General features: G+C 72.2%; 25 protein-coding genes and 1 pseudogene. 17 read left to right on the top strand and 9 right to left on the bottom strand.

The window, feature by feature from the left end:
* From hisH to AB0I94_RS00420, 6 genes are all read left to right on the top strand, one after another.
* On the top strand, window positions 1-654 hold the full coding sequence (hisH, locus tag AB0I94_RS00445; protein WP_363307141.1) for an imidazole glycerol phosphate synthase subunit HisH: 654 nt from the start codon (window positions 1-3) through the stop codon (window positions 652-654).
* 17 nt (window positions 655-671) lie between these two features.
* Window positions 672-1,400 carry a bifunctional 1-(5-phosphoribosyl)-5-((5-phosphoribosylamino)methylideneamino)imidazole-4-carboxamide isomerase/phosphoribosylanthranilate isomerase PriA gene (gene priA, locus AB0I94_RS00440; RefSeq protein WP_363307708.1) on the top strand — a complete coding sequence of 243 codons (729 nt, stop codon included), beginning with the start codon at window positions 672-674 and terminating at the stop codon, window positions 1,398-1,400.
* Complete coding sequence (locus tag AB0I94_RS00435) at window positions 1,397-1,804, top strand: RidA family protein (RefSeq protein ID WP_363307140.1); 408 nt, start codon at window positions 1,397-1,399, stop codon at window positions 1,802-1,804. Before priA ends, AB0I94_RS00435 begins: the two co-directional genes overlap by 4 nt.
* Window positions 1,801-2,556 (top strand): imidazole glycerol phosphate synthase subunit HisF, encoded by a 756-nt coding sequence (gene hisF, locus AB0I94_RS00430; RefSeq protein ID WP_363307139.1) that lies wholly within the window; start codon window positions 1,801-1,803, stop codon window positions 2,554-2,556. Before AB0I94_RS00435 ends, hisF begins: the two co-directional genes overlap by 4 nt.
* 129 nt (window positions 2,557-2,685) lie before the next feature.
* A complete protein-coding gene (locus AB0I94_RS00425; protein ID WP_363307138.1) occupies window positions 2,686-3,294 on the top strand; it encodes a helix-turn-helix domain-containing protein in 609 nt (202 codons plus the stop codon).
* 13 nt (window positions 3,295-3,307) lie between these two features.
* Window positions 3,308-4,579, top strand: coding sequence for an MFS transporter (locus AB0I94_RS00420; protein WP_363307137.1), 1,272 nt, complete (start codon window positions 3,308-3,310; stop codon window positions 4,577-4,579).
* A 255-nt stretch (window positions 4,580-4,834) separates the two neighbouring features.
* On the opposite strand, the gene AB0I94_RS00415 is transcribed toward AB0I94_RS00420, so the two are convergent.
* Window positions 4,835-5,236, bottom strand: a complete 402-nt coding sequence (locus tag AB0I94_RS00415; protein ID WP_363307136.1) for a VOC family protein — start codon at window positions 5,234-5,236, stop codon at window positions 4,835-4,837.
* Window positions 5,236-5,871, bottom strand: a complete 636-nt coding sequence (locus AB0I94_RS00410; RefSeq protein ID WP_363307135.1) for a TIGR03085 family metal-binding protein — start codon at window positions 5,869-5,871, stop codon at window positions 5,236-5,238. Before AB0I94_RS00410 ends, AB0I94_RS00415 begins: the two co-directional genes overlap by 1 nt.
* An 81-nt stretch (window positions 5,872-5,952) precedes the next feature.
* Here AB0I94_RS00410 and hisI point away from each other — a divergent pair, with 81 nt between their 5' ends.
* Entirely contained in the window at window positions 5,953-6,333 is a 381-nt protein-coding gene (gene hisI, locus AB0I94_RS00405; protein ID WP_363307134.1) for a phosphoribosyl-AMP cyclohydrolase, read from the top strand.
* Here the strand turns inward: hisI and AB0I94_RS00400 are convergent.
* A complete protein-coding gene (locus tag AB0I94_RS00400; RefSeq protein ID WP_363307133.1) occupies window positions 6,314-6,781 on the bottom strand; it encodes a hypothetical protein in 468 nt (155 codons plus the stop codon). The two genes, hisI and AB0I94_RS00400, sit on opposite strands and share 20 nt — an antisense overlap.
* A gap of 78 nt (window positions 6,782-6,859) precedes the next feature.
* On the opposite strand from AB0I94_RS00400, the gene AB0I94_RS00395 reads away from it, so the two are divergent.
* The 10 genes and pseudogenes from AB0I94_RS00395 (at window position 6,860) to lgt (ending at window position 15,257) form a co-directional block, all read left to right on the top strand.
* Window positions 6,860-8,362 (top strand): anthranilate synthase component I, encoded by a 1,503-nt coding sequence (locus AB0I94_RS00395; RefSeq protein ID WP_363307132.1) that lies wholly within the window; start codon window positions 6,860-6,862, stop codon window positions 8,360-8,362.
* Window positions 8,363-8,369: 7 nt separating this feature from the next.
* Window positions 8,370-9,038 (top strand): TIGR02234 family membrane protein, encoded by a 669-nt coding sequence (locus AB0I94_RS00390; RefSeq protein WP_363307131.1) that lies wholly within the window; start codon window positions 8,370-8,372, stop codon window positions 9,036-9,038.
* A 119-nt stretch (window positions 9,039-9,157) separates the two neighbouring features.
* Window positions 9,158-9,397, top strand: a complete 240-nt coding sequence (locus tag AB0I94_RS00385; protein WP_363307130.1) for an HGxxPAAW family protein — start codon at window positions 9,158-9,160, stop codon at window positions 9,395-9,397.
* A gap of 107 nt (window positions 9,398-9,504) precedes the next feature.
* Window positions 9,505-9,948, top strand: a complete 444-nt coding sequence (locus AB0I94_RS00380; RefSeq protein WP_363307129.1) for a DUF2752 domain-containing protein — start codon at window positions 9,505-9,507, stop codon at window positions 9,946-9,948.
* 184 nt (window positions 9,949-10,132) lie between these two features.
* Window positions 10,133-10,942: an indole-3-glycerol phosphate synthase TrpC gene (gene trpC, locus AB0I94_RS00375; RefSeq protein WP_363307128.1), complete on the top strand. Its 810-nt coding sequence runs from the start codon at window positions 10,133-10,135 to the stop codon at window positions 10,940-10,942.
* A gap of 23 nt (window positions 10,943-10,965) precedes the next feature.
* A pseudogene (locus tag AB0I94_RS00370) lies at window positions 10,966-11,172 on the top strand (hypothetical protein); the annotation flags it as partial.
* Between the two features lie 100 nt (window positions 11,173-11,272).
* Window positions 11,273-12,559 carry a tryptophan synthase subunit beta gene (gene trpB / locus AB0I94_RS00365; RefSeq protein WP_363307127.1) on the top strand — a complete coding sequence of 429 codons (1,287 nt, stop codon included), beginning with the start codon at window positions 11,273-11,275 and terminating at the stop codon, window positions 12,557-12,559.
* Window positions 12,556-13,371 carry a tryptophan synthase subunit alpha gene (gene trpA, locus AB0I94_RS00360; RefSeq protein ID WP_363307126.1) on the top strand — a complete coding sequence of 272 codons (816 nt, stop codon included), beginning with the start codon at window positions 12,556-12,558 and terminating at the stop codon, window positions 13,369-13,371. Before trpB ends, trpA begins: the two co-directional genes overlap by 4 nt.
* A gap of 63 nt (window positions 13,372-13,434) precedes the next feature.
* Window positions 13,435-14,211 carry a thioredoxin domain-containing protein gene (locus tag AB0I94_RS00355; RefSeq protein ID WP_363307125.1) on the top strand — a complete coding sequence of 259 codons (777 nt, stop codon included), beginning with the start codon at window positions 13,435-13,437 and terminating at the stop codon, window positions 14,209-14,211.
* A gap of 110 nt (window positions 14,212-14,321) precedes the next feature.
* Window positions 14,322-15,257, top strand: coding sequence for a prolipoprotein diacylglyceryl transferase (gene lgt, locus AB0I94_RS00350; RefSeq protein ID WP_363307124.1), 936 nt, complete (start codon window positions 14,322-14,324; stop codon window positions 15,255-15,257).
* 69 nt (window positions 15,258-15,326) lie between these two features.
* On the opposite strand, the gene AB0I94_RS00345 is transcribed toward lgt, so the two are convergent.
* The 6 genes from AB0I94_RS00345 to AB0I94_RS00320 are packed head-to-tail and all read right to left on the bottom strand — an operon-like array spanning window position 15,327 to window position 22,028.
* Window positions 15,327-16,160: a CoA ester lyase gene (locus AB0I94_RS00345; protein WP_363307123.1), complete on the bottom strand. Its 834-nt coding sequence runs from the start codon at window positions 16,158-16,160 to the stop codon at window positions 15,327-15,329.
* The gene (locus AB0I94_RS00340; protein WP_363307122.1) at window positions 16,157-17,344 is read right to left on the bottom strand and encodes a CoA transferase; all 1,188 of its coding nucleotides are present in this window, start codon (window positions 17,342-17,344) and stop codon (window positions 16,157-16,159) included. Before AB0I94_RS00340 ends, AB0I94_RS00345 begins: the two co-directional genes overlap by 4 nt.
* Window positions 17,341-18,282 carry a ribokinase gene (rbsK, locus tag AB0I94_RS00335; protein ID WP_363307121.1) on the bottom strand — a complete coding sequence of 314 codons (942 nt, stop codon included), beginning with the start codon at window positions 18,280-18,282 and terminating at the stop codon, window positions 17,341-17,343. The genes AB0I94_RS00340 and rbsK overlap by 4 nt, the downstream gene beginning before the upstream one ends.
* Complete coding sequence (locus AB0I94_RS00330) at window positions 18,279-19,694, bottom strand: ADP-ribosylglycohydrolase family protein (RefSeq protein ID WP_363307120.1); 1,416 nt, start codon at window positions 19,692-19,694, stop codon at window positions 18,279-18,281. Before AB0I94_RS00330 ends, rbsK begins: the two co-directional genes overlap by 4 nt.
* On the bottom strand, window positions 19,691-20,878 hold the full coding sequence (locus AB0I94_RS00325; protein ID WP_363307119.1) for an ADP-ribosylglycohydrolase family protein: 1,188 nt from the start codon (window positions 20,876-20,878) through the stop codon (window positions 19,691-19,693). The genes AB0I94_RS00330 and AB0I94_RS00325 overlap by 4 nt, the downstream gene beginning before the upstream one ends.
* Window positions 20,844-22,028 (bottom strand): ADP-ribosylglycohydrolase family protein, encoded by a 1,185-nt coding sequence (locus tag AB0I94_RS00320; protein WP_363307118.1) that lies wholly within the window; start codon window positions 22,026-22,028, stop codon window positions 20,844-20,846. Before AB0I94_RS00320 ends, AB0I94_RS00325 begins: the two co-directional genes overlap by 35 nt.
* Between the last annotated feature and the right edge of the window lie 122 nt (window positions 22,029-22,150).

Raw genomic sequence — 22,150 nt, 5'->3', positions numbered from 1 at the left:
ATGAGCACTCCCCAGAATCCCCGCAAGAAGGTCGTCGTCTTCGACTACGGCTTCGGGAACGTCCGTTCCGCCGAGCGCGCCCTCGCGCGGGCCGGCGCGGACGTCGAGATCACCCGTGACTACGACAAGGCCATGAACGCCGACGGCCTCCTCGTCCCCGGCGTCGGCGCCTTCGCCGCCTGCATGCAGGGGCTCAAGGAAGCGCGCGGCGACTGGATCGTGGGCCGCAGGCTCGCGGGCGGCCGCCCGGTGATGGGCATCTGCGTCGGCATGCAGATCCTCTTCGCGCGCGGCATCGAGCACGACGTGGAGGCCGAGGGTCTGGACGAATGGCCCGGCACCGTCGAGCCGCTCAAGGCCGACATCGTCCCGCACATGGGCTGGAACACGGTCAAGGCCGCGGACGACTCCGAGCTGTTCGCGGGCCTCGACGCCGAAGCCCGCTTCTACTTCGTGCACTCGTACGCCGTGCACCACTGGGACTTCGAGGCCGGGAACCCCGCCTTCCGTGCGCCCAAGGTCGCCTGGACCACGCACGGCGAGCCCTTCGTGGCCGCCGTCGAGAACGGCGCGCTGTGGGCCACCCAGTTCCACCCCGAGAAGTCCGGCGACGCCGGCGCCCAGCTCCTCACCAACTGGATCGGAACCCTCTAGGAATGTCAGGGATCTCTGTGAGCAAGCTCGAACTCCTTCCCGCCGTCGACGTCCGCGACGGCCAGGCCGTGCGCCTCGTCCACGGCGAGTCCGGATCGGAGACCTCCTACGGCTCCCCCCTCGAGGCCGCCCTCTCCTGGCAGCGGTCGGGCGCCGAGTGGCTGCACCTCGTCGACCTGGACGCCGCGTTCGGCACCGGCGACAACCGCGCGCTCATCGCCGAGGTGGCGGGCGCGATGGACATCAAGGTGGAGCTCTCCGGCGGCATCCGCGACGACGCGTCCCTGGAAGCCGCGCTCGCCACCGGCTGCACGCGCGTGAACCTCGGCACGGCGGCCCTGGAGACCCCGGACTGGGTCGCCAAGGTCATCGCGTCGCACGGCGACAAGATCGCGGTCGGCCTCGACGTACGCGGCACGACGCTGCGCGGGCGCGGCTGGACCCGCGACGGCGGCGACCTGTACGAGACCCTGGAGCGCCTGAACGCCGAGGGTTGCGCCCGCTACGTGGTGACGGACATCGCCAAGGACGGCACGCTGCAGGGCCCCAACCTGGAGCTCCTGCGCAACGTCTGCGCGGCCACCGACCGCCCGGTCGTCGCCTCCGGCGGCGTCTCCTCGCTGGACGACCTGCGCGCGATCGCCGAGCTCGTCCCGCAGGGCGTCGAGGGCTCCATCGTCGGCAAGGCGCTGTACGCGAAGGCCTTCACGCTCGAAGAGGCGCTCGCCGCGGTGGCCTCGTCATGACGTACCTCGTGCGCAGGGTGAACTCCGGCGGACCGTGGGAGGAGGCCATCGGCTACTCCCGCGCCGTCGAGCTGCCCAACGGCCTCGTCATGGTGTCAGGCTGCACGTCGGTGGTGGACGGCGTCATAGACGCCGGGACCCCCTACGAGCAGGCCATGAACGCCTTCCAGGTCGCCTTCGACGCCCTGAAGAAGCTGGGCCTCGGCCGGGAGCACGTCGTACGCACCCGCATGTACCTGACCCACGCACGCGACGTGGAGGAGGTCGGCCGGGCCCACAAGGAGCTCTTCGACGACGTCCGCCCCGCCGCGTCGATGCTCATCGTCTCCGGCTTCATCGACCCGAGTCTGGTCGTCGAGGTCGAGGTGGAGGCCTACGGCCCGAGGGCGGGTGACCGGAAATGACGCTCTCCGTACGGGTGATTCCCTGCCTCGACGTGGACAACGGCCGTGTCGTCAAGGGCGTCAACTTCCAGAACCTGCGCGACGCGGGCGACCCCGTCGAGATGGCCAAGGTGTACGACGCCGAGGGCGCCGACGAGCTCACCTTCCTGGACATCACCGCGTCCTCAGGCAACCGCGAGACGACGTACGACGTGGTCCGCCGCACCGCCGAGCAGGTCTTCATCCCGCTCACGGTGGGCGGCGGTGTCCGCACGGCCGAGGACGTCGACAAGCTGCTGCGGGCCGGCGCGGACAAGGTGGGCGTCAACACGGCCGCCATCGCCCGCCCGGAGCTGATCCGCGAGATCGCGGAGCGTTTCGGCCGCCAGGTGCTCGTCCTGTCGGTGGACGCGAGGCGTACCGCTTCCGGGAGCTTCGAGGTGACGACTCACGGCGGCCGCAAGTCCGCCGGGATCGACGCCGTCGAGTGGGCGCACCAGGCCGCCGAGCTCGGCGCGGGGGAGATCCTGCTCAACTCGATGGACGCGGACGGCACGAAGGACGGCTACGACATCGAGATGATCGCGGCGGTACGACGTCACGTCACCGTCCCGGTCATCGCGTCCGGCGGCGCGGGCCGCCTCGATCACTTCCCGCCCGCGATCGAGGCGGGCGCGGACGCGGTCCTCGCCGCTTCGGTCTTCCACTTCGGGGATCTGCGGATCGGCGAGGTCAAGGAGACGCTGCGGGGAGCGGGACACCCCGTGCGCTGAGCCGCGCCGCTTTCCGCTGTGCGTAAGCCCTGGTCACTGGGTGGCCAGGGCTTTGCCTTGCCCAGTTGGGAAGGGAAAGTTGCGCAATTTATATTGCGCAACTTTCCTTTCGTACCTACGGTGAGGCGCATGGACGACAAGCAGGAGCCTCCGACCCGCCGCAGAACCCGCAGGATCACCGATGTCGGCACACTGAAGGCCTTCGCGCACCCTCTGCGGCTGAAGGTCTACGGCACCCTGCGCGTGACGGGCCCGACGACCGCCTCACAGGTCGCAGCCCAGGTCGACGAGGCGGTCTCGCTGGTCAGCTACCACCTGCGCAAGCTCGCCGAGCACGGCCTCATCGAAGAGGCCGGGGCGCAGAGCGGGGACGCGCGGGAGCGATGGTGGCGGGCCGCGCAGGACAACCTGAGCTTCCACCACGAAGACTTCAAGGACACCCCCGAGGGCGCCGCCGTGCATACCTCGGTCGTACGGACCCTCATCGCGCAGCGCCACGAGCAGTACGAGACCTACCTCGACCAGCAGGCGGCCTGGGGCGAGGAGTGGCGCCTGGCGGCCGACCAGTCCGACTTCCTCGCCCGCCTGAACCCCGCCGAGCTCACCCGCCTCAACGCCGAGATCCACGCCCTGATCAAGACGTACGAGGAGCAGGGCAAGGCCGCCGAGGCGGCGGGCGACACCGAGGGGCGCGAGAACGTCGCGCTGCATCTGGCCAGCTTCCCCTTCCGGCTCTGAGAAGGCTGCCCACGTGACCACCACCGGCATACGCACGGCTCCCGCCACCGAGAGGCCTGAGAAGCCCGCTCACCGTGACGGCAACGTCCTGCGCTGGCTGAGCGCCTACACGGCGTCGATGGTCGGCGACAGCGTCTACTTCGTGGCGCTGTCCTGGGCCGCCGCCCGCAGCGGCAGCCCCGCGCAGGCCGGACTCGTCCTCGCCGTGGGCTCCGTGCCGCGCGCCGTGCTCATGCTCGGCGGTGGCGTGATCGCCGACCGCTTCGGGCCCCGCAGGGTGGTCATCGGGAGCGACGCGGTGCGCTGCGCGGTGATCCTCGCCGTGACCGTGCTGCTCCTGGTGACCGCTCCCGGGATCTGGCTCCTGGTCCTCGTCGCCCTGGTCTTCGGCGCCGTCGACGCCCTGTTCCTGCCGAGCGTCGGCGCCCTGCCCACGCGTATCACCGCACCGGGGCAACTCGGCCGGGTGCAGGGCATGCGGGGGTTCGCGCAACGCGTCGCCACGGTCGCCGCCGCGCCCTTGGGCGGCCTCGCGGTGGCGATGGGCGGGCCGGCGGCGGGGTTCGGTGTGGCGGGCGTGCTCTTCGCGGTGTCGCTCGTGCTGCTGATGGCGGTACGTGTCCGGCCGCTCGCCCCGGACGAGGAGGCGGGGACGGCCGAGAGCGCCTGGCGCCAGCTCGTGGGCGGGCTGCGGTACATCCGCGGACACCGTGTGCTCGCGCCGCTGCTCCTGGTGGCGGCGGTGATGGAGCTGGGCTTCGCCGGGCCCGCCAACATCGGCGTCGTCCTCCTCGCCGACGAACGGGGCTGGGGCGCCGCCGGTATGGCGTGGACGGTGGGGGGCTTCGGCGTCGGCGCCGGTGCGGCGGCGCTGCTGCTCGCCGTGCGGGGGCGCATCGGGCGGGCCGGAGCCGTGCAGTCCTGGGCAGTGGTGGCGGGCTCCGTCGCGCTGGGCGCGATCGGCTTCGCCCCGTCGGTCGCCGCCGCGGCGGTGGCCGGACTCTGCGTCGGCCTGTGCACCGGCCTCGGTGGCGCGCTGATCGGAGCCCTGCTGCAGACGGTCACCGAGCCCGCCTACCTGGGCCGCGTCACCTCGGTGGCGACACTCTTCACGGTGGGCATCGCCCCCATGACGTTCCCCGTGGTCGGCGCGGCGATCGGCACCTGGGGCATCGAACCGGTGTTCGCGGCAAGCGCGACGGTGAGCGCGGCGGGCGGAGCCCTGGGCCTGTGCTCCCGCACTTTGCGCGGCACCGAGCTACCGCGCGCGCTGCCGGGGGGGTGAGGCTGTTCGCGGCGCGGTCGGCTGGGCCATGGCGTCACCGGCGTGCTTGCTGCTGGGGTTGAGGCGTGGAGCGGCCGGGGCACGTGGCCCTGGTCTTCGCCTCGGCGCGGGAGGCTGTGGGCTCGCCAGTCTGCGGGCTGTGCTCCCGCGCCTTGCGCCGCGCCGCGGCCCTGAGGCGGGCGCGGCGCGGTGGATCGGGTGTCTGTTGCGGGTGGTCGCAGCGGTGCTCGGTCGTCAGGGTGGTGGGGGGCGTCGTTACGTCGCGGGCGTGTCCTGCATCAGTTGCACCAGGTTCCCCACCGTGTCATCGAGCACCGCTGTGATCACCGGGCCCTGTTTCTCGGGGCCGTGAGCGAATCTCACCCCCAGGCCGACGAGCCGGTCGTGCTCGGCCCGCACGTCGTCGACCCCGAGGACGATGCAGGGGATCCCCGCCTCGTGCAACGCCTTGCGGTAGGGCTCCGCGATGGGGCCCTCGCCCGGTTCCAGGAGCAGCTCGACGTCGTTGTGACCGCCCGCCGCGCCCACCGTGACGAAGGGCGACCCGCCCCCGGGCACCACGTGACTCCGGGTCTCGAAGCCCAGTACGTCCGTGTAGAAGGCGTGGGCCCTGGCCACGTCGTCGACATAGACGCCGGTCATCGCGACCCGGATCATCAGATGCCCAGCTGTTTCGTCTCGTGCAGTTTGGCGATCGCGTCCTTGTCACCTTCCAGTTCGACGTTGGCCGCGTCCTGCCGTCCGTGGGCGAACATCACCAGTTCGGACGGCTCTCCGGTCACCGTCACCACCGGAGTGCCGCGGTGCGCCACGACCGTCTGGCCGTCGGGGCGCCGCAGGACCACGCCCACCGGCGCCTTGCGGCCCACCAGGCGGGCCATCCGCTCGAGGCGGGACCACAGGGTGTCCGAGAAGACCGGGTCGAGTTCGCGCGGCGTCCAGTCGGGCCGGGCCCGCCGCACGTCCTCGGTGTGGACGTAGAACTCGACGGCGTTGGACGCCTCGTCGATCTGCTTGAGGGAGAAGGGGGAGAAGCGCGGCGGTCCCGTCCTGATCAGCTGGATCAGTTCCTCGTACGGCTTCGCGGCGAACTCGGCCTGCACACGTTCCAGGCGCGAGGCCAGCTGCTTGATGAGAAGCCCGCCCGCGGCGTCCGCGCGGCGCTCGCGGACCACCACATGGGCGGCGAGGTCACGGGTGTTCCAGCCCTCGCAGAGAGTGGGGGCATCAGGGCCCTCCGCCTCCAACAGATCGGCAAGGAGAAGTCGTTCACGCTTGGCATGGGTCGACATGCCATCCAGCGTACGACCGCTCACCCCGCCCGCCCAGTGGACGGGGGCCTGCGACTCCCCGAAGCGCGGCACAATGGCCTCATGACCGCCACGCCCCCGCCCAGCAGCCTCGACCCCGAGATCGCCGCCCGCCTCAAGCGCGGCGCGGACGGCCTCGTCCCCGCGATCGCCCAGCAGTACGACACCGGCGAGGTGCTGATGCTGGGCTGGATGGACGACGAGGCGTTGCACCGCACGCTCACCACGGGGCGCTGCACCTACTGGTCGCGCAGCCGTCAGGAGTACTGGGTCAAGGGCGACACGTCCGGCCACTTCCAGTACGTGAAGTCCGTGGCCCTCGACTGCGACGCGGACACCGTCCTGGTCCAGGTCGACCAGATCGGCGCCGCCTGTCACACGGGCACCCGCACGTGCTTCGACGCCGACTCCCTCCCGGTCACCTTCACCGGCATCGGAGCGTGATTGTCTCGCCGTCCCGCAGCACGATGCGGGACGGGTCGCCGGCCGAGGCCCGCCCGGCGACATCGGCGCGGCACCTCTCCCGTACGCCGCTCACGCCCCACTCCGTCATGAACTGACCCAGCGTGAAGTCGCGCCACTCCTCCGACTCCACGTGCAGGGTGCCGCTGGTGTCGTGTGTGTGCAGCGGGCTGTAGCGGGGCTCGGGCCCCGAGCGGTCGATGCCGATGTCCGCGGGGACCGTGACGGGACTGCCGCCCGCGTACACCCTCAGGGTGGTGTGGATGTGCATGTCCATCGCCTCGGAGTCGAGCATCTCCAGGCCCGCGGCCCGGACCCGCTCGGGTACGTCCTCGGGGGCGGGCCACACCACGGGCCCGGGTGCGGCGGCCGCGAACGCGGTCGAGGCGAGGAGGAGGGCGAACGCGGGCAGCATACGGCGGTTGGTCATCGTCCTGTTCTAGTGGCAGACACCGCGCCCGTCGGCCCGCGACACCGTCGGCAACCCGCACGGCCGTAAGCTCCTCCCATGGATCTCGAGACCTTCCGCAAGCTCGCGAGCGACCGCCGAGTGATCCCCGTCAGCCGCAGGCTTCTCGCGGACGGCGACACTCCCGTCGGGCTCTACCGCAAGCTCGCCGCAGAGCGGCCCGGCACGTTCCTCCTGGAGTCCGCCGAGAACGGCCGGTCGTGGTCCCGTTACTCCTTCGTCGGCGTCCGCAGCGCCGCCACCCTCACCAGCCGCGACGGCGAGGCCCACTGGCTGGGCACCCCGCCCGTCGGCGTCCCCACCTCCGGCGACCCGCTCGACGCCCTGCGTGCCACCGTCGAGGCCCTGCACACCCCGCGCGACCTGGCGTCCGGGATGCCGCCCTTCACCGGCGGGATGGTCGGGTACCTCGGCTACGACATCGTGCGGCGCCTGGAGAAGATCGGCCCCGGTGAGCGGGACGACCTCAAGCTGCCCGAGCTGACCATGCTGCTCACCAGCGACCTCGCCGTCCTCGACCACTGGGACGGGTCCGTGCTCCTGATCGCCAACGCGATCAACCACAACGACCTGGAGACCGGCGTCGACGAGGCGTACGCCGACGCGGTCGCCCGGCTCGACGCCATGGAGAGTGACCTGTCGCGGGCCGTCTCCCAGCCCCCTGCGGCCCTGCCGCCCTCCGAGCTCCCGCCGTACACCGCGCTGTGGGGCGGCGAGCAGTACCAAGAGGCCGTCGAGGACATCAAGGAGCGCATCCGCGCGGGCGAGGCCTTCCAGGTCGTCCCCTCGCAGCGCTTCGAAACCCCCTGTGAAGCAAGCGCGTTGGACGTCTACCGCGTGCTGCGGGCCACCAATCCGTCGCCGTACATGTACCTCTTCCGCCTCGACGGCTTCGACGTGGTCGGGTCGTCGCCCGAGGCCCTCGTCAAGGTCGAGGACGGGCGTGCCATGGTGCACCCCATCGCGGGCACCCGGCCGCGCGGCGCGACCCCGCAGGAGGACCAGGCCCTCGCCGACGAGCTGCTCGCCGACCCCAAGGAGCGGGCCGAGCACCTGATGCTCGTCGACCTGGGCCGCAACGACCTGGGGCGCGTCTGCGAGCCCGGCTCGGTCGAGGTCGTCGACTTCATGTCCATCGAGCGGTACTCCCACGTCATGCACATCGTGTCGACGGTCACCGGACAGGTCGCCGAGGGCCGCACCGCCTTCGACGTCCTCACCGCCTGCTTCCCCGCGGGCACCCTCTCCGGCGCCCCCAAGCCCCGCGCGATGCAGATCATCGACGAGCTCGAGCCCTCCCGGCGCGGGCTGTACGGCGGCTGTGTCGGATATCTCGACTTCGCGGGCGACTCCGACACCGCCATCGCCATCCGCACCGCTCTCCTGCGTGACGGCACGGCATACGTGCAGGCCGGGGCCGGGGTCGTCGCCGACTCCGACCCGGTCGCCGAGGACACCGAGTGCCGCAACAAGGCGGCGGCCGTCCTGCGGGCCATCCACACGGCGAACCGGCTGCGTCGCCCCGATGGACGTGAGGGATAGTGGAGGGGTGACTTCTGCCGTACCTCCGCCCCGCACCCAGGCCGCCGATGCCGCCGAGGCCGACGCCGAGCCCGAGACACGGGCCCAGCGCAGCGGCCGGCGCAGCATCGCCGTCGCCCTGTTGTCCGGCGCGGTCGGCGCGGCCCTCGCCTTGCTCGCGTCCCGCCAGACCTGGGCGAAGGGCACCGCTTCGGTGGCGGGCGGCGATCTGCCGCTGAGCGCCACGGGCAGCGATGTCACGGGCGTGCCCGCGGCCCTCGCGATAGTGGGCCTGGCCGCGCTCGTCGCCGTCTTCGCCGTCCGTAAGGCCGGGCGGATGCTCGTGGCACTGCTGCTCGCGCTGAGCGGCGCGGGCACCGTGGCCGCGGCTCTCCTCGCCGCGAACGACAGCGGCGCGCTCGACGAGAAGGCCGCCGAGGCCTCCGGCGACGCCGCCGCCACGATCGGTGATCTCAGCCACACCGCCTGGCCGTACGCCGCGGCGGCCGCGGGCGCGCTCATCCTGATCGCCGGTCTGCTCGCCCTGACGTACGGCCGCAACTGGCCCGCCATGTCGGGACGCTATGAACGTGACGGCGCGCCGCGCCCGCGCAAGGCGCCGAAGGTGGACCCGGACCGTCCCGAAGACCTGTGGAAGGCCCTCGACCGCGGCGAGGACCCCACGCGCGAGGCATGACCCCGCGCTCACGCCACGCGCGTGAGTACGGGACAATGTGCCGGTGAGTGTTCGGCTCACCCCACGCACTCACCACCACGCATCACCACCACCACGCATACAGCAACGAGGAGCAAGTCATGGCGGGCACGAGCCACGGACACACCCCGGCCGCCTGGACCGGTGTCATCATCGCCTTCATCGGTTTCTGCGTTTCGGGTGCCTTCATGGTCATGGCCAACCCGCTCGGCTTCTGGGCCGGCATGGTCATCATCGCCGCCGGTGGCGTCGTGGGCATGATCATGCGCGCCGCGGGCCTCGGCCAGCCCAAGCGCAGCCCGCAGCAGCAGACGGGGCAGCTCGCGCACTCCGAGGGCTGAGTTCCACCGACGTACGCGGGAGGCGGGTCCGGCAGGTGCCGGGGCCGCCTCCTTCCGTGTCTCCCTTCGTGCTCGCCGCCGGGCGAAGGCCGTTGCCGAGGGGCACAATGCATCGGGTGAACGCCGAACCCGAGAGCGCGGCACCCTCCGCCGGCCCCGCACTGCGGCGCCTCGCCGTGCCCATCGGTGTGCTCGGCTCGGTGATCGCCGCCTTCACCTACGTCGGGACGGTCGACCCGAACGAGCCCGGCCACTACCCCGCCTGCCCGCTGCTTCAGCTCACCGGCGTGTTCTGCCCCGGCTGCGGCGGCCTGCGCAGCGCACACGCCTTCGTCCACGGCGACATCACCACGGCACTGGGCGCCAACGCGCTCGCCGTCGTCGGGTACGGCGTCTTCGCGGTCCTGTGGACCCTCTGGGCGGCCCGCGCGGTGCGCGGACGACGGTTGCGGATCGAGTTGGGCCCCGCACAGCTGTACGGGATCGGGGTGCTCATCGCGGTGTTCACCCTCGTACGCAATCTGCCGTTCGGGGCATGGCTGCATCCCTGAATGCCGAGAAAGCCCAGGCAGCGGGGCCAGAAGGTGTCCAGGACGTGGGACTGGCGTCAACCGGATGCGGGGCCTTCGCCCTCCTGCGGATACCATCGCAGTGACCATCGGAATGCCTGATGAGGCAGCCGAACAGCTTGAGGTGCAAACAGCAGCTTCACCGTCAGGGAAGGGGGCCGCTCGCGTGAGTGTGCTCGACGAGATCATCGACGGAGTCCGTGCCGACCTCGCGGAACGGCAGGCGCGCGTCAGCCTCGACGAGCTCAAGGAGCGCGCGGCGAAGGCTCCTGCGGCCAAGGACGGGGTCGCCGCGCTGCGCGGCGACGGCGTGAAGGTCATCTGCGAGGTCAAGCGTTCCAGCCCGTCCAAGGGCGCGCTCGCCGCGATCGCCGACCCGGCCGGGCTCGCCGCCGACTACGAGGCGGGCGGCGCCGCCGTCATCTCCGTGCTCACCGAACAGCGCCGCTTCGGCGGTTCGCTCGCCGACCTGGAGGCCGTCCGGGCCAAGGTCGACATCCCGGTGCTCCGCAAGGACTTCATCGTCACCTCGTACCAGCTGTGGGAGGCACGGGCGTACGGCGCCGACCTCGTCCTGCTGATCGTGGCCGCCCTGGAGCAGCCCGCCCTGGAGTCGCTCATCGAGCGCGCCCAGTCGATCGGCCTCACGCCGATCGTCGAGGTGCACGACGAGGACGAGGCCGAGCGGGCCGTGGACGCGGGCGCGCGGATCGTCGGCGTCAACAACCGCGACCTCAAGACCCTGAAGGTCGACCGCTCCACCTTCGAGCGCGTGGCGCCCGAGCTGCCGGACAGCGTCGTCAAGATCGCCGAGTCCGGCGTGCGCGGGCCGCACGACCTCATCGCGTTCGCCAACGCGGGCGCCGACGCGGTGCTCGTGGGCGAGTCCCTGGTGACCGGCCGCGACCCGAAGGGCGCGGTCTCCGACCTGGTCGCCGCGGGCGCGCACCCCGCCCTCCGTCACGGACGGAGCTGACCCTCTCCATGGCCATCGCCGTCCGCCTCGCACCCGGCTGCCGCCCTCGCGGCTGCCGGGCGCCGGCGCGGCGTGTGCATGGCCGCAGGGTGCGGTACGTCATCGGCGATGAACCGGGTCAGGTGAACGGGATGCGATGGCCGAGCGCCCCGTCAGGGGCGCGGGGAACTGCGCGACCAGCCACGGCGTCGCGTCGGCCGGACGAATCGTCTGCCCTTCACGGCGCGTAGCCGTCCTCACCCCGGTGGGGCTTGCTCGCGCAGTTCCCCGCGCCCCTGGCGGGGGCGATCGCATCGCAGATCACCCATTCCCGCCATGTGAGGTAGAGGCATGTCCAGCGAGTACTTCCACCCCGACCCCGAGGGTCAAATCCCCACCGCCGAAGGCTACTTCGGCGCGTTCGGGGGCAAATTCATCCCGGAGGCCCTCGTCGCCGCCGTCGACGAGGTCGCCGTCGAGTACGACAAGGCGAAGAGCGACCCCGAGTTCGCCCGCGAGCTCGACGACCTCCTGGTCAACTACACCGGCCGCCCCAGCAGCCTCACCGAGGTGCCGCGGTTCGCCGAACACGCCGGTGGCGCACGGGTCTTCCTCAAGCGCGAGGACCTGAACCACACCGGCTCGCACAAGATCAACAACGTGCTCGGCCAGGCCCTGCTCACCAAGCGCATGGGCAAGACTCGCGTCATCGCGGAGACCGGCGCCGGCCAGCACGGCGTCGCCACGGCCACCGCCTGCGCGCTCTTCGGCCTCGAATGCACCATCTACATGGGCGAGATCGACACCGAGCGCCAGGCCCTGAACGTGGCCCGCATGCGCATGCTCGGCGCCGAGGTCATCGCCGTGAAGTCCGGCAGCAGGACCCTGAAGGACGCCATCAACGAGGCGTTCCGCGACTGGGTCGCCAACGTCGACCGCACGCACTACCTCTTCGGGACCGTGGCGGGCCCGCACCCCTTCCCCGCCATGGTGCGCGACTTCCACCGTGTCATCGGGGTGGAGGCGCGGCGCCAGATCCTCGAGCGCGCGGGGCGCCTCCCCGACGCCGCCGTCGCCTGCGTGGGCGGCGGCTCGAACGCCATCGGCCTCTTCCACGCCTTCATCCCGGACGCGGGCGTCCGGCTCATCGGGTGCGAGCCCGCGGGCCACGGCGTCGAGACCGGCGAGCACGCGGCCACGCTGACCGCCGGTGAGCCCGGCATCCTGCACGGCTCGCGGTCGTACGTCCTCCAGGACGAGGAAGGGCAGATCACCGAGCCCTACTCGATCTCCGCCGGACTCGACTACCCGGGCATCGGCCCCGAGCACGCCTACCTCAAGGACAGCGGCCGCGGCGAGTACCGCGCCGTCACCGACGACGCGGCCATGCGGGCGCTGCGCCTCCTGTCGCGCACCGAGGGCATCATCCCGGCCATCGAGAGCGCCCACGCGCTCGCCGGGGCGCTCGACATCGGCAAGGAGCTCGGCAAGGACGGGCTGCTGGTCATCAACCTGTCCGGGCGCGGCGACAAGGACATGGACACGGCCGCCCGCTACTTCGGCCTGTACGACACGGACGCCGCCGTCGAGGCGGACGCGGCCGGCACCGGCGCGGAGATCGAGGGAGACGCCAAGTGAGCGGCAACATCCAGCTGTTGAACGACACCCTCGCAGCCGCGAAGGCAGAGGGGCGCTCCGCCCTCATCGCCTACCTCCCGGCCGGGTTCCCGACCGTGGACGGCGGCATCGCGGCGATCAAGGCCGTCTTCGAGGGCGGCGCCGACGTCGTGGAGGTCGGCCTTCCGCACAGCGACCCGGTCCTCGACGGCCCCGTCATCCAGACCGCCGACGACATCGCGCTCAAGGCGGGCCTGAAGATCGCCGACGTGATGCGCACGGTCCGCGAGGCCCACGAGGCGACGGGCAAGCCGGTGCTCGTCATGACGTACTGGAACCCCATCGACCGCTACGGCGTCGAGCGCTTCACCGCCGAGCTCGCCGAGGCGGGCGGCGCGGGCTGCATCCTGCCCGACCTGCCCGTCCAGGAGTCGGGCCTGTGGAGGGAGCACGCCGAGAAGCACGGCCTCGCGACGGTCTTCGTCGTCGCGCCGAGCAGCAAGGACGAGCGGCTCGCCACGATCACCGCGGCCGGTTCCGGCTTCGTCTACGCGGCGTCGCTGATGGGCGTCACGGGCACCCGTGAGTCCGTGGGGGAGCAGGCGCAGGAACTGGTGCGGCGCACCAAGGCCACCACCGACCTGCCGGTCTGTGTCGGCCTCGGCGTCTCCAACGCCCGCCAGGCCGCCGAGGTCGCGGGCTTCGCCGACGGTGTGATCGTCGGCTCGGCGTTCGTCCAGCGGATGCTGGACGCCGAGGACGAGGCGGCCGGGCTCGCCGCCGTCCGCGCGCTCGCGGGTGACCTCGCCCAGGGAGTTCGCGGCAACGCGTAACTCGTACGGGTGGACCTGGGACCGGGGAGGCACGCTCGTGCCTCCCCGGTTCGTTGGCGGGGTGTGAGTGAGAAGAACCGTGAGGGAAAGCGCGCGGCCCGCGACCGGCTGGCGGAAGAGCGAGAGCGGCAGAAGTCGCGGGACAAGCAGCGCAGGGTGTTGATCGTGAGTGCCGCCGTCGTGGGCGTGCTCGCGCTCGCCGCCGTGGCTGGTCTGCTCGCTGCCAACTCAGGTGACGACAAGGACACTTCGGGTCCCTTGTCGATCCCCCAGGGGGCGGCCGGGAAGGATCAGCTCGCGATCCCCGTCGGCAAGGACAGCGCCAAGTCCACCCTCACCATCTGGGAGGACTTCCGCTGCCCCGCCTGCAAGCAGTTCGAGGACATGTACCGCAAGACGATCCACGAGCTCACCGACAAGGGCCAGCTCAAGGTCGAGTATCACCTCGCGACGATCATCGACGGGAACATGGGCGGCAGCGGCTCCCTGCGCGCGGCCAACGCCGCGGCCTGCGCCCAGGACGCCGGGAAGTTCACCCCGTACCACGACGTGCTGTTCATGAACCAGCCCGCGGAGGCGGACGACGCGTTCAGCAAGAACAGCAAGCTGATCGAGCTCGCGGGCAAGGTGGACGGCCTCGTCACCGACTCCTTCAAGAAGTGCGTGGACGACGGCAAGCACGACAGCTGGGCCCAGAAGTCGAACAAGGCCTTCCAGGAGGCGGGCCTCCAGGGCACGCCGAGCGTGCTGCTCGACGGCAAGAACATCTTCGGTGACCAGAAGAATCCGCTGACCCCGGCGAAGCTGAAGGCGAAGGTCGAGGAAGCCAACAGGGGTTAGCGGCCTCGCGGAGCGGGGTCTTCCGGGGCCCCGCCCGCGGGTCCTGTTATGGAGACGTAGCCGGGCTGGTTGCCTCGGGCACCACCCGGCACGGTAGCGTCGGACCTGCCATGGACCTTGCCTTCATTCCCAGCCCGTCGCGCGGTGTGGTCGAACTCGGACCCATTCCGCTGCGCGGCTACGCGTTCTGCATCATCATCGGCGTCTTCGTCGCCGTCTGGCTCGGCAACAAGCGGTGGATCGCTCGCGGGGGCCGCCCAGGCACCGTGGCCGACATCTCCGTCTGGGCCGTGCCGTTCGGCCTCGTCGGCGGGCGTATCTACCACGTGATCACGGACTACCAGCTGTACTTCAGCGAGGGCCGTGACTGGGTGGACGCCTTCAAGATCTGGGAGGGCGGCCTCGGGATCTGGGGCGCGATCGCGTTCGGCGCGGTCGGTGCCTGGATCGGCTGTCGTCGGCGCGGCATCCCGCTGCCGGCCTGGGCCGACGCCCTCGCCCCCGGCATCGCCTTCGCCCAGGCGATCGGCCGCTGGGGCAACTGGTTCAACCAGGAGCTGTACGGCAAGGCCACGGATCTGCCGTGGGCGCTGAAGATCACGTCGGCGGAGGACGGCCGGGTGCCCGGCACGTACCACCCGACGTTCCTCTACGAGTCCCTCTGGTGCATCGGTGTCGGCTTCCTGGTCATCTGGGCCGACCGCCGCTTCAAGCTGGGACACGGCCGGGCGTTCGCCCTGTACGTCGCTTCGTACTGCGCCGGGCGCGGCTGGATCGAGTACATGCGGGTCGACGACGCGCACCACGTGCTCGGCCTGCGCCTGAACGTCTGGACCGCCATCGCGGTGTTCGTGCTCGCCGTCGTGTACTTCGTCCTCTCCGCGAAGAAGCACCCCGGGCGCGAGGAGATCGTCGAGCCCGCGCCCGAGGGCGAGGAGTCCTCGGGCGACGCGTCGCCCAAGGACGAGGACACGGATACGGACAAGGACAAGGACGACGACAAGGGCAAGGACGGAGCCGGAGCCGAGTCCGCCAAGAAGGGCTGACGCGCGTTCCCTCGGTACGTCGACGGGGCCACCGGATCACTGATCCGGTGGCCCCGCCTCCATGAGCGGCTACGGCCGCCGCCGAGCCAGCTCCAGGACCCGCCGCGCACCGTCCACCACGGCCTTGTCCACGAACGTGCCGTCCGGGAGGGCCAGGGCGCCCGCCTCCGTCGTGGACGCCTTGACGATCTGCTCGGCGTGGTCGATCTCCTCCGGGGTGGGGAGGTAGGCGCGTTCGATGGCGGGGAGCTGGCGGGGGTGGATCGCCGCCCGGCCCAGGAAGCCCAGGGAGCGGCCGTGCGCGCAGGACGCCGCCAGGCCCTGGATGTCCCGGATGTCGGGGTACACCGACTGCGCGGGGGGTGCCAGGCCCGCGGCTCGGGAGGCCACCACCACGCGCGCGCGGGACCAGTCGAGCCCCGCGTCGTCACGTACGCCCAGGTCGGCGCGGAGGTCCGCCTCGCCGAGGGAGAGCCCGTGCAGGGCCGGGTGCGCGGTGGCGATGGCGAAGGCGTGCTCCAGGCCGACGGCCGATTCGATCAGGGCGTGCAGGGCGGGGGCGCCGCCGTCCGCGGGAGCCGAACGCTCCGCGACGCGTACGACGTCGGCGGGGCAGGTCACCTTGGGCAGGCGGAGACCGGACACCCCGGGCAGGTGCGCGATCGCCGCGAGGTCGGCTTCGGCGAGGGGGCCGTCCAGGGCGTTCACGCGGACGTGGACCGGGACGGCGGGGGGCTCGGAGAGCAGCTCGGCCGTTGCCGCTCGTGCGTACTCCTTGCGGTCGGGGCCGACCGCGTCCTCCAGGTCGACGATGACGGCGTCGGCGCCCGTGAGCAGCGCCTTCGCCACCACGGACGGCCGGTCTCCTGGCGCGTACAGCCAGGTCAGAGGCGTCTGCCTCACAGGGCGCCCTCCTTGCGCAGCCCGGCGATCTCCCCTTCCGTCAGGCCCAGTTCGGTCAGGACCCGCTCCGTGTCCGCTCCGTGCGGGCGGCCCGCCCAGCCGATCGAGCCCGGGGTGTCGGAGAGCCGGAAGAGGACGTTCTGCATGCGCAGCGGGCCGAGCTCCGGATCGTCGACCGTGGTGACGGTGTCCAGGGCCGCGTACTGGGGATCGGTCATCACGTCGCGTACGTCCTGGATGGGGGCGACCGCCGCCTCCGCCTTCTCGAAGGCCTCGATCACCTCGGCGCGGGTGTGCAGGGCGATCCAGCCGCCGACCGCCCCGTCGAGCACGTCCGCGTGGGCCGCGCGGTCCGCGCCCGTCGCGAACCAGGGTTCGGTGATCAGTTCCGGGCGGCCCACCAGGCGCATCACGCGCTCCGCGATCGACTGGGCGGAGGTGGAGACGGCGACCCAACTGCCGTCCGCGGTGCGGTAGGTGTTGCGGGGGGCGTTGTTGGTGGAGCGGTTGCCGGTGCGGGGCTGCACGTGGCCGAGCTGGTCGTACCAGAGCGGCTGCGGGCCGAGGACCGTGAGGATCGGCTCGATGATCGCCATGTCCACCACCTGGCCCTTGCCCGTCCGGTCGCGGGCCGCGAGCGCCGTCATCACCGCGTACGCCGTCGCGAGCCCGGCGATCGAGTCGGCGAGGCCGAAGGGCGGCAGGGTCGGCGGCCCGTCCGGCTCGCCCGTGATCGCGGCGAAACCGCTCATCGCCTCCGCGAGGGTGCCGAAGCCGGGGCGGCGGGAGTACGGGCCGAACTGGCCGAAGCCCGTGACGCGGGTCAGGACGAGGCGTGGGTTCGCCCCGCTCAGCTCCTCCCAGCCCAGGTCCCACTTCTCCAGCGTGCCCGGCCGGAAGTTCTCGACGATCACGTCCGCCGTGGCGGCCAGGCGCAGGAGGGTCGCGCGACCGCCGGGAGTGGAGAGATCGAGCGTCATCGTGCGCTTGTTGCGGCCCAGGATCTTCCACCAGAGGCCGACGCCGTCCTTGGACGGGCCGTGCCCACGGGACGGGTCGGGCTTCCTCGGGTGCTCGACCTTGATGACCTCCGCCCCGAAGTCTCCGAGCATCGTGGCGGCGAGCGGGCCCGCGAAGAGGGTCGCCAGGTCGAGGACGCGCAGGCCGGTGAGGGGTGCGGTCATGATGCCGTGCCGTTCGTCGGGGACCCGTCCGTCGTCCGGGACCCGTTCGCCTGGGCGTCGATCTCGGCGCGGAACGGCATGGACGCCGACGCCCCCGGGCGCTGGACGGAGAGCGCGGCGGCCGATGACGCCCACGTGAGCGCGTCCGGCACCAAGCCGCCTTCGGCCAGCGCCACCGCGAGGGTGCCGACGAAGGTGTCGCCCGCGCCGGTGGTGTCCACGGCGGTGACGTGCGGGGCCTGGACCATGACCGGCTCGGCGCCCCTGGCTGCGTACAGGCTGCCGCGCGAGCCGAGTGTGACGACGACTTCGGGGACCTGGGAGAGGAGCGAGCGGGCGGCGTCGTGCGCGTCGGTCAGGCCGGTGAGGGTGGCCGCCTCGTGCTCGTTCGGCACCAACAGGTCGATCGAGCCGAGGAGTTCGGCAGGCAGGGGCTGGGCGGGCGCCGGGGTGAGGATGGTGCGTACGCCGTGCCTGCGGGCGGCCTGCGCGGCGGCGAGCACCCCCTCGACGGGGATCTCGAGCTGGAGCAGGAGGGTGTCGGCGGAGGCGATCAGGCCCTCGTCGCCGAGGGCGAGCGCGGTGAGGGTGGCGTTGGCGCCGGGGATGACGACGATCGCGTTGCCGCCCTCGTCGTCGACCACGATGTGCGCGGTGCCGGTGGCCGCGGTGTCGACGGTGCGCAGCAGGTCGGTGTCGACACCGGAGTGTTCGAGCGCCGCACGCAGCTGGGTGCCGAAGGCGTCGGCGCCGACCGCGCCGATCATCGACACGGCGTCGGCGCCCGCGCGGGCCGCGGCGACGGCCTGGTTGGCGCCCTTGCCGCCGGGGAGCGTGCGGAACTCGCGCCCGGTGACGGTCTCTCCGCGCTGCGGTGCCTTGGCGACGTACGCGACGAGGTCCATGTTCGTGCTGCCGAGCACGGCGATGTGGGTCATGGGTGGGGCCTCTCCTGGGCGAGTTCAGGGATTCCGGCGAGATCGGCGGGTTCGGCGAGTTCGGTGGTGAGGTCGGCGAGGGTGTCGAAACCGGCGCCGTCGAAGCCCGGGACGGAGCTGGCGACGCGGTTCTTGAGCGGGGACGTCCAGCGGTCGGGCAGTGCGTCCGGGTGGCCCGCGAGCAGGCCCGCGATCGAACCCGCGGTAGCGCCGTTCGAGTCGGTGTCCCACCCTCCGGAGACCGCCCGGGTGATGGAGCCGGTGAAGTCGCCGTCGGCGTGGGTGAGGGCGGCGGACAGGAGAGCGGCGTTGGGGATGACGTGGACCCAGTGGTGGTGGCCGTAGGCGGCGTGCAGATCGTCCACGACACGATCGAAGTCCGGTGTCGTGCCCGCCAGTTGGATGCCGTGCTGGATGGCTCGGGACAGGCGCGAGTCGGGCGGTACGACGGTGAGGCCGGTGCGGAGGCAGTGGTGGACGTCTCCGGTGCCTGCCGCCGCCGCGGCGATGGTGGCCGCCGCGAACATCGCGCCGTACACGCCGTTGGCCGTGTGGGAGAGGCACGCGTCGCGGTACGCGCTGTCGGCTGCCGCCGCGGGGGCGCCGGGGTGGGTCCAGCCGTGTACGTCGGCGCGGATGAGGGCGCCGATCCATTCGCGGAAGGGGTTGTGGTGGGTGGCGGTGTGCGGGGGCTCGATGCCGCCCAGGAGGTTGCGGTAGGCGATGCGTTCGGCGGTGAAGGTACGGGCCGCGGGGAGCTCGTCCAGCCAGAGCTTCGCCACGTCCGTGGTGGTGAAGTCCCTGCCGTGGCGTTGCAGGAGCCGGAGGTTGAGGAGGGGGTAGTTGAGGTCGTCGTCCTCGGGCATGCCGTCGATGTTCTCGGCGAGGGAGGTCTTTGCGGAGCGCTTGTTCCAGGGGTGGGCTTCCCTGAGCTCCAGGGGGAGGCCCTTCTCCGTGAACCAGGTGGAGAGGGGCCAGTTGCCTGTTGCTTTGGCGAGGCTTCTGATGGCGGTCAGGGGGAGCTTCTCCACCGGCTTGCCCAGGAGGCAGCCTGCCGCTCTGCCTAGCCAGGCGGCGTGCAGGCGGTGTCGTAGGGCTTCTTTTCCCCCGCTGTGCCCCATCAGCGCACTTCGCGCGCGGGCGCCCCTTACCGAAACCGCCTGCCACGGGGCCTTGTTCTCCGGTGCGGGTCGGTGGGTGGCGTCGTGCAGTTCGTCGAGGAGCTGTTCTGCCAGTGCTCGGAGGTGGGGGCCGGCCGGGGTCGGGGACGCGCCCGCTCTGGCCGGGGCCAAGTGGCCGCCCGCGGCCAGCCAGCGGGAGCGTACCGCTGAGACGTCGTGGCCCTCCTCCTGCGCCTGGCGGAGTTCATGGCCCACCAAGTCCTCCGGCTGGACCCAGGTGAGGCGGATCATGGGGTGGCCGTCAGGGCCGCGTACGCCGACTCGTGGGCGCGGCGGCGGCGTACGTCACGGGCGAAGACCTCCTGGGTGACCTCCGCGAGCGTCGCCGCGGGGGCGTGCAGGTCCAGGCGGCTCGCCTCCGCGACCGTCTTGGACCACTCGGGCGGGGCCTCCGAGCCGAGCGCGCCGGCGATCGCGCCGCTCATGGTCGCGATGGAGTCGCAGTCACGGCCGTAGTTGACCGAGCCGAGCACCGTACGGCGGTAGTCGCCGTCGCCCACCAGGAGCATGCCGAGCGCGATCGGGAGCTCCTCGATGGAGTGCAGGCGGGAGGGGCGCCGGGCCCCGAGCGAGGGAGCGCGGTAGTCCTGGCCGACCGTGTCGAAGGGGATGACCGCGGTACGCAGAGGGGCCAGCGCCGACTCGAAGTCCCGGTGGTGGGACGCCACTTCGGCCGCCGACTCGATCGCGGCCCGCGTGCCGTCCTTCGCCAGGGAGAGCGCGGTGTCGATCACCGAGGTCGGTGTCGCGCCCGGCGCGCAGGCCGCCGCGACCGCCGCCGCGAAGACCGCGGCCGCCTCACGTCCGTACGACGACTGGTGGGCGCCCGCGACGTCGAGGGCCTCGGCGTACGCACCCCGCGGGTTCGCCGCGTTGACCAGGCCGACCGGGGCCATGTACATCGCGGCCCCGCAGTTGACGATGTTTCCCGTGCCCGCCTCGCGCGGGTCGACGTGGCCGTAGTGGATGCGGGCGACGATCCACTTCTCGGCGAGGAAGACGCGGTGGAGCGGGATGGCCTCCGTCTCCAGCTCCGGGATCCAGCGGGGGTTCGTCATGAGGTCGGGGACCAGATGGTCGGCGACCGCGTAGGCGTCCAAGTGATCGCGGACGGCCGCGTACACGCGGATCAGCGCGTGCGTCATCAAGGTGTCGTCGGTGACGTGTCCGTCGCCCTTGTGGTACGGCGCGATGGGGCGGGCCGTGCGCCATTGGTCGCCGTTCCAGGGGCCGACGATGCCGTGTACGCGGCCGCCGTGCCGTTCGACGATCTGCTCGGGGGAGTAGCCCTCGACGGGGCCGCCGAGGGCGTCGCCCACGGCTGCTCCGACCAGGCAGGCGGTGATCCGCTCGGAGAGGGGCAGGTCGGAGGTGAGCAGCTCAGTGGCCGGGGTCCGCGGTGTTGGTGACGTCATGTCGGAATTGTCCTCCCGGAGTGGTCGGTTCCGTGGCTGCCAGGTGCCCGGCGAGTTCCACCAGGTCGGTGCCCGCGAGCCGGGGGAGCGCGCAGCCGGAGAGGGTGCGGCAGGCGTCGCGCCAGGCCTCGGGGATGGCGGTGGCCGTGCCGAGCGCCCCGGTCAGCGCGCCGGCCAGGGCGGGAGCCGAGTCGGCGACGCGGGAGAGGCAGGCGGCGGCGGGGACGGCGTCACGGATGCGCCCGCGGGCCGCGGTGGTCAGGGCGAGGGCGACCGGGACGGTCTCGGCGGCGGCGATGCCGTAGCTGTAGACGTGGTCGACGATCTGGTGCTCCAGGAGCGGGACGAGACCGAACGCGCCGTCCTTCGGCTGGCTGCGGGCGAGCTTGACGGCGTGCCAGGCGTTGCGGCCGATCTCGGTGTGCTCCGGGAGCTGGGCGAGAGCGGCGTCCACGGCCGCGTCGACGTCCGTGCCGCCGAGCGCCGCGGCGATCGCCGCGGCCATGGCGCGGGCGCCGTGCACGCCGTCACCGTCCTGGGTGTAGCGGGCGTCGAACTCGGCCAGGGAGGCGGCCTGTTCGGGCTCGCCAGGATGGACGAGGGCGAGGACGCAGGCGCGTACGCAGGCGGCGTCGTCGAAGAAGTGCGGGTTGTCGTGGCCGGTGGCGGGCGGGCGCAGGCCGGTGGCGAGGTTGCCGAGGCCCGCCCGTACGGAGATGCGGGCGCGGAGGGGGAGCACCGCGGACTCGACCTCGGGGGCGCGGGCCGCCGCCGCGGCGATCTCGCTGGCGAGGGTGTTCCAGGCGAGGTCGAGCGCCGCGCGGACCCGGCGGTCCGGGGACAGCTGAGGGCCGAGCGTCCCGTCCGCCGCACGGAGCAGGGACTCCGCGGTGAAGGCCGCCCATTCGGCGTCGTCCGAGGGGCCGAGGCGCAAGGGTTCCGGGGGCTGGTTCAGGGCGATGGGGACGGGGAGGGTGGTGGTGGCGTTCTGCTCGGCGAAGGTGTCCAGTTCGCGGGTGAGTCTTCGGGTCCACTCGGGCATGCGGGCGGCACGGTGCCTGGCCGCGGGCCAACCGGCGGCGTCGCCTGCGGCGAGGCCGAGGAGGAGGCCCTCGGTCTTCTGGGCGCTTGGTTCATCGGCTCCCGGCATCGCGGGCTGTGCCCACCCGTTCCCTCCTGCGGAACGCCGGCCCACAGCGGGGGCCGCGGGGCCTGCGGCAGCTGGAGCCGCTGCGGGGTGAACGGGTGGGTGGGCGGGAGAGATCCGCCGCG

The organism is Streptomyces sp. NPDC050147, assembly GCF_040660195.1.
GTDB lineage: Bacteria > Actinomycetota > Actinomycetes > Streptomycetales > Streptomycetaceae > Streptomyces.
This window is presented reverse-complemented; position numbering and strand designations above follow the sequence as displayed.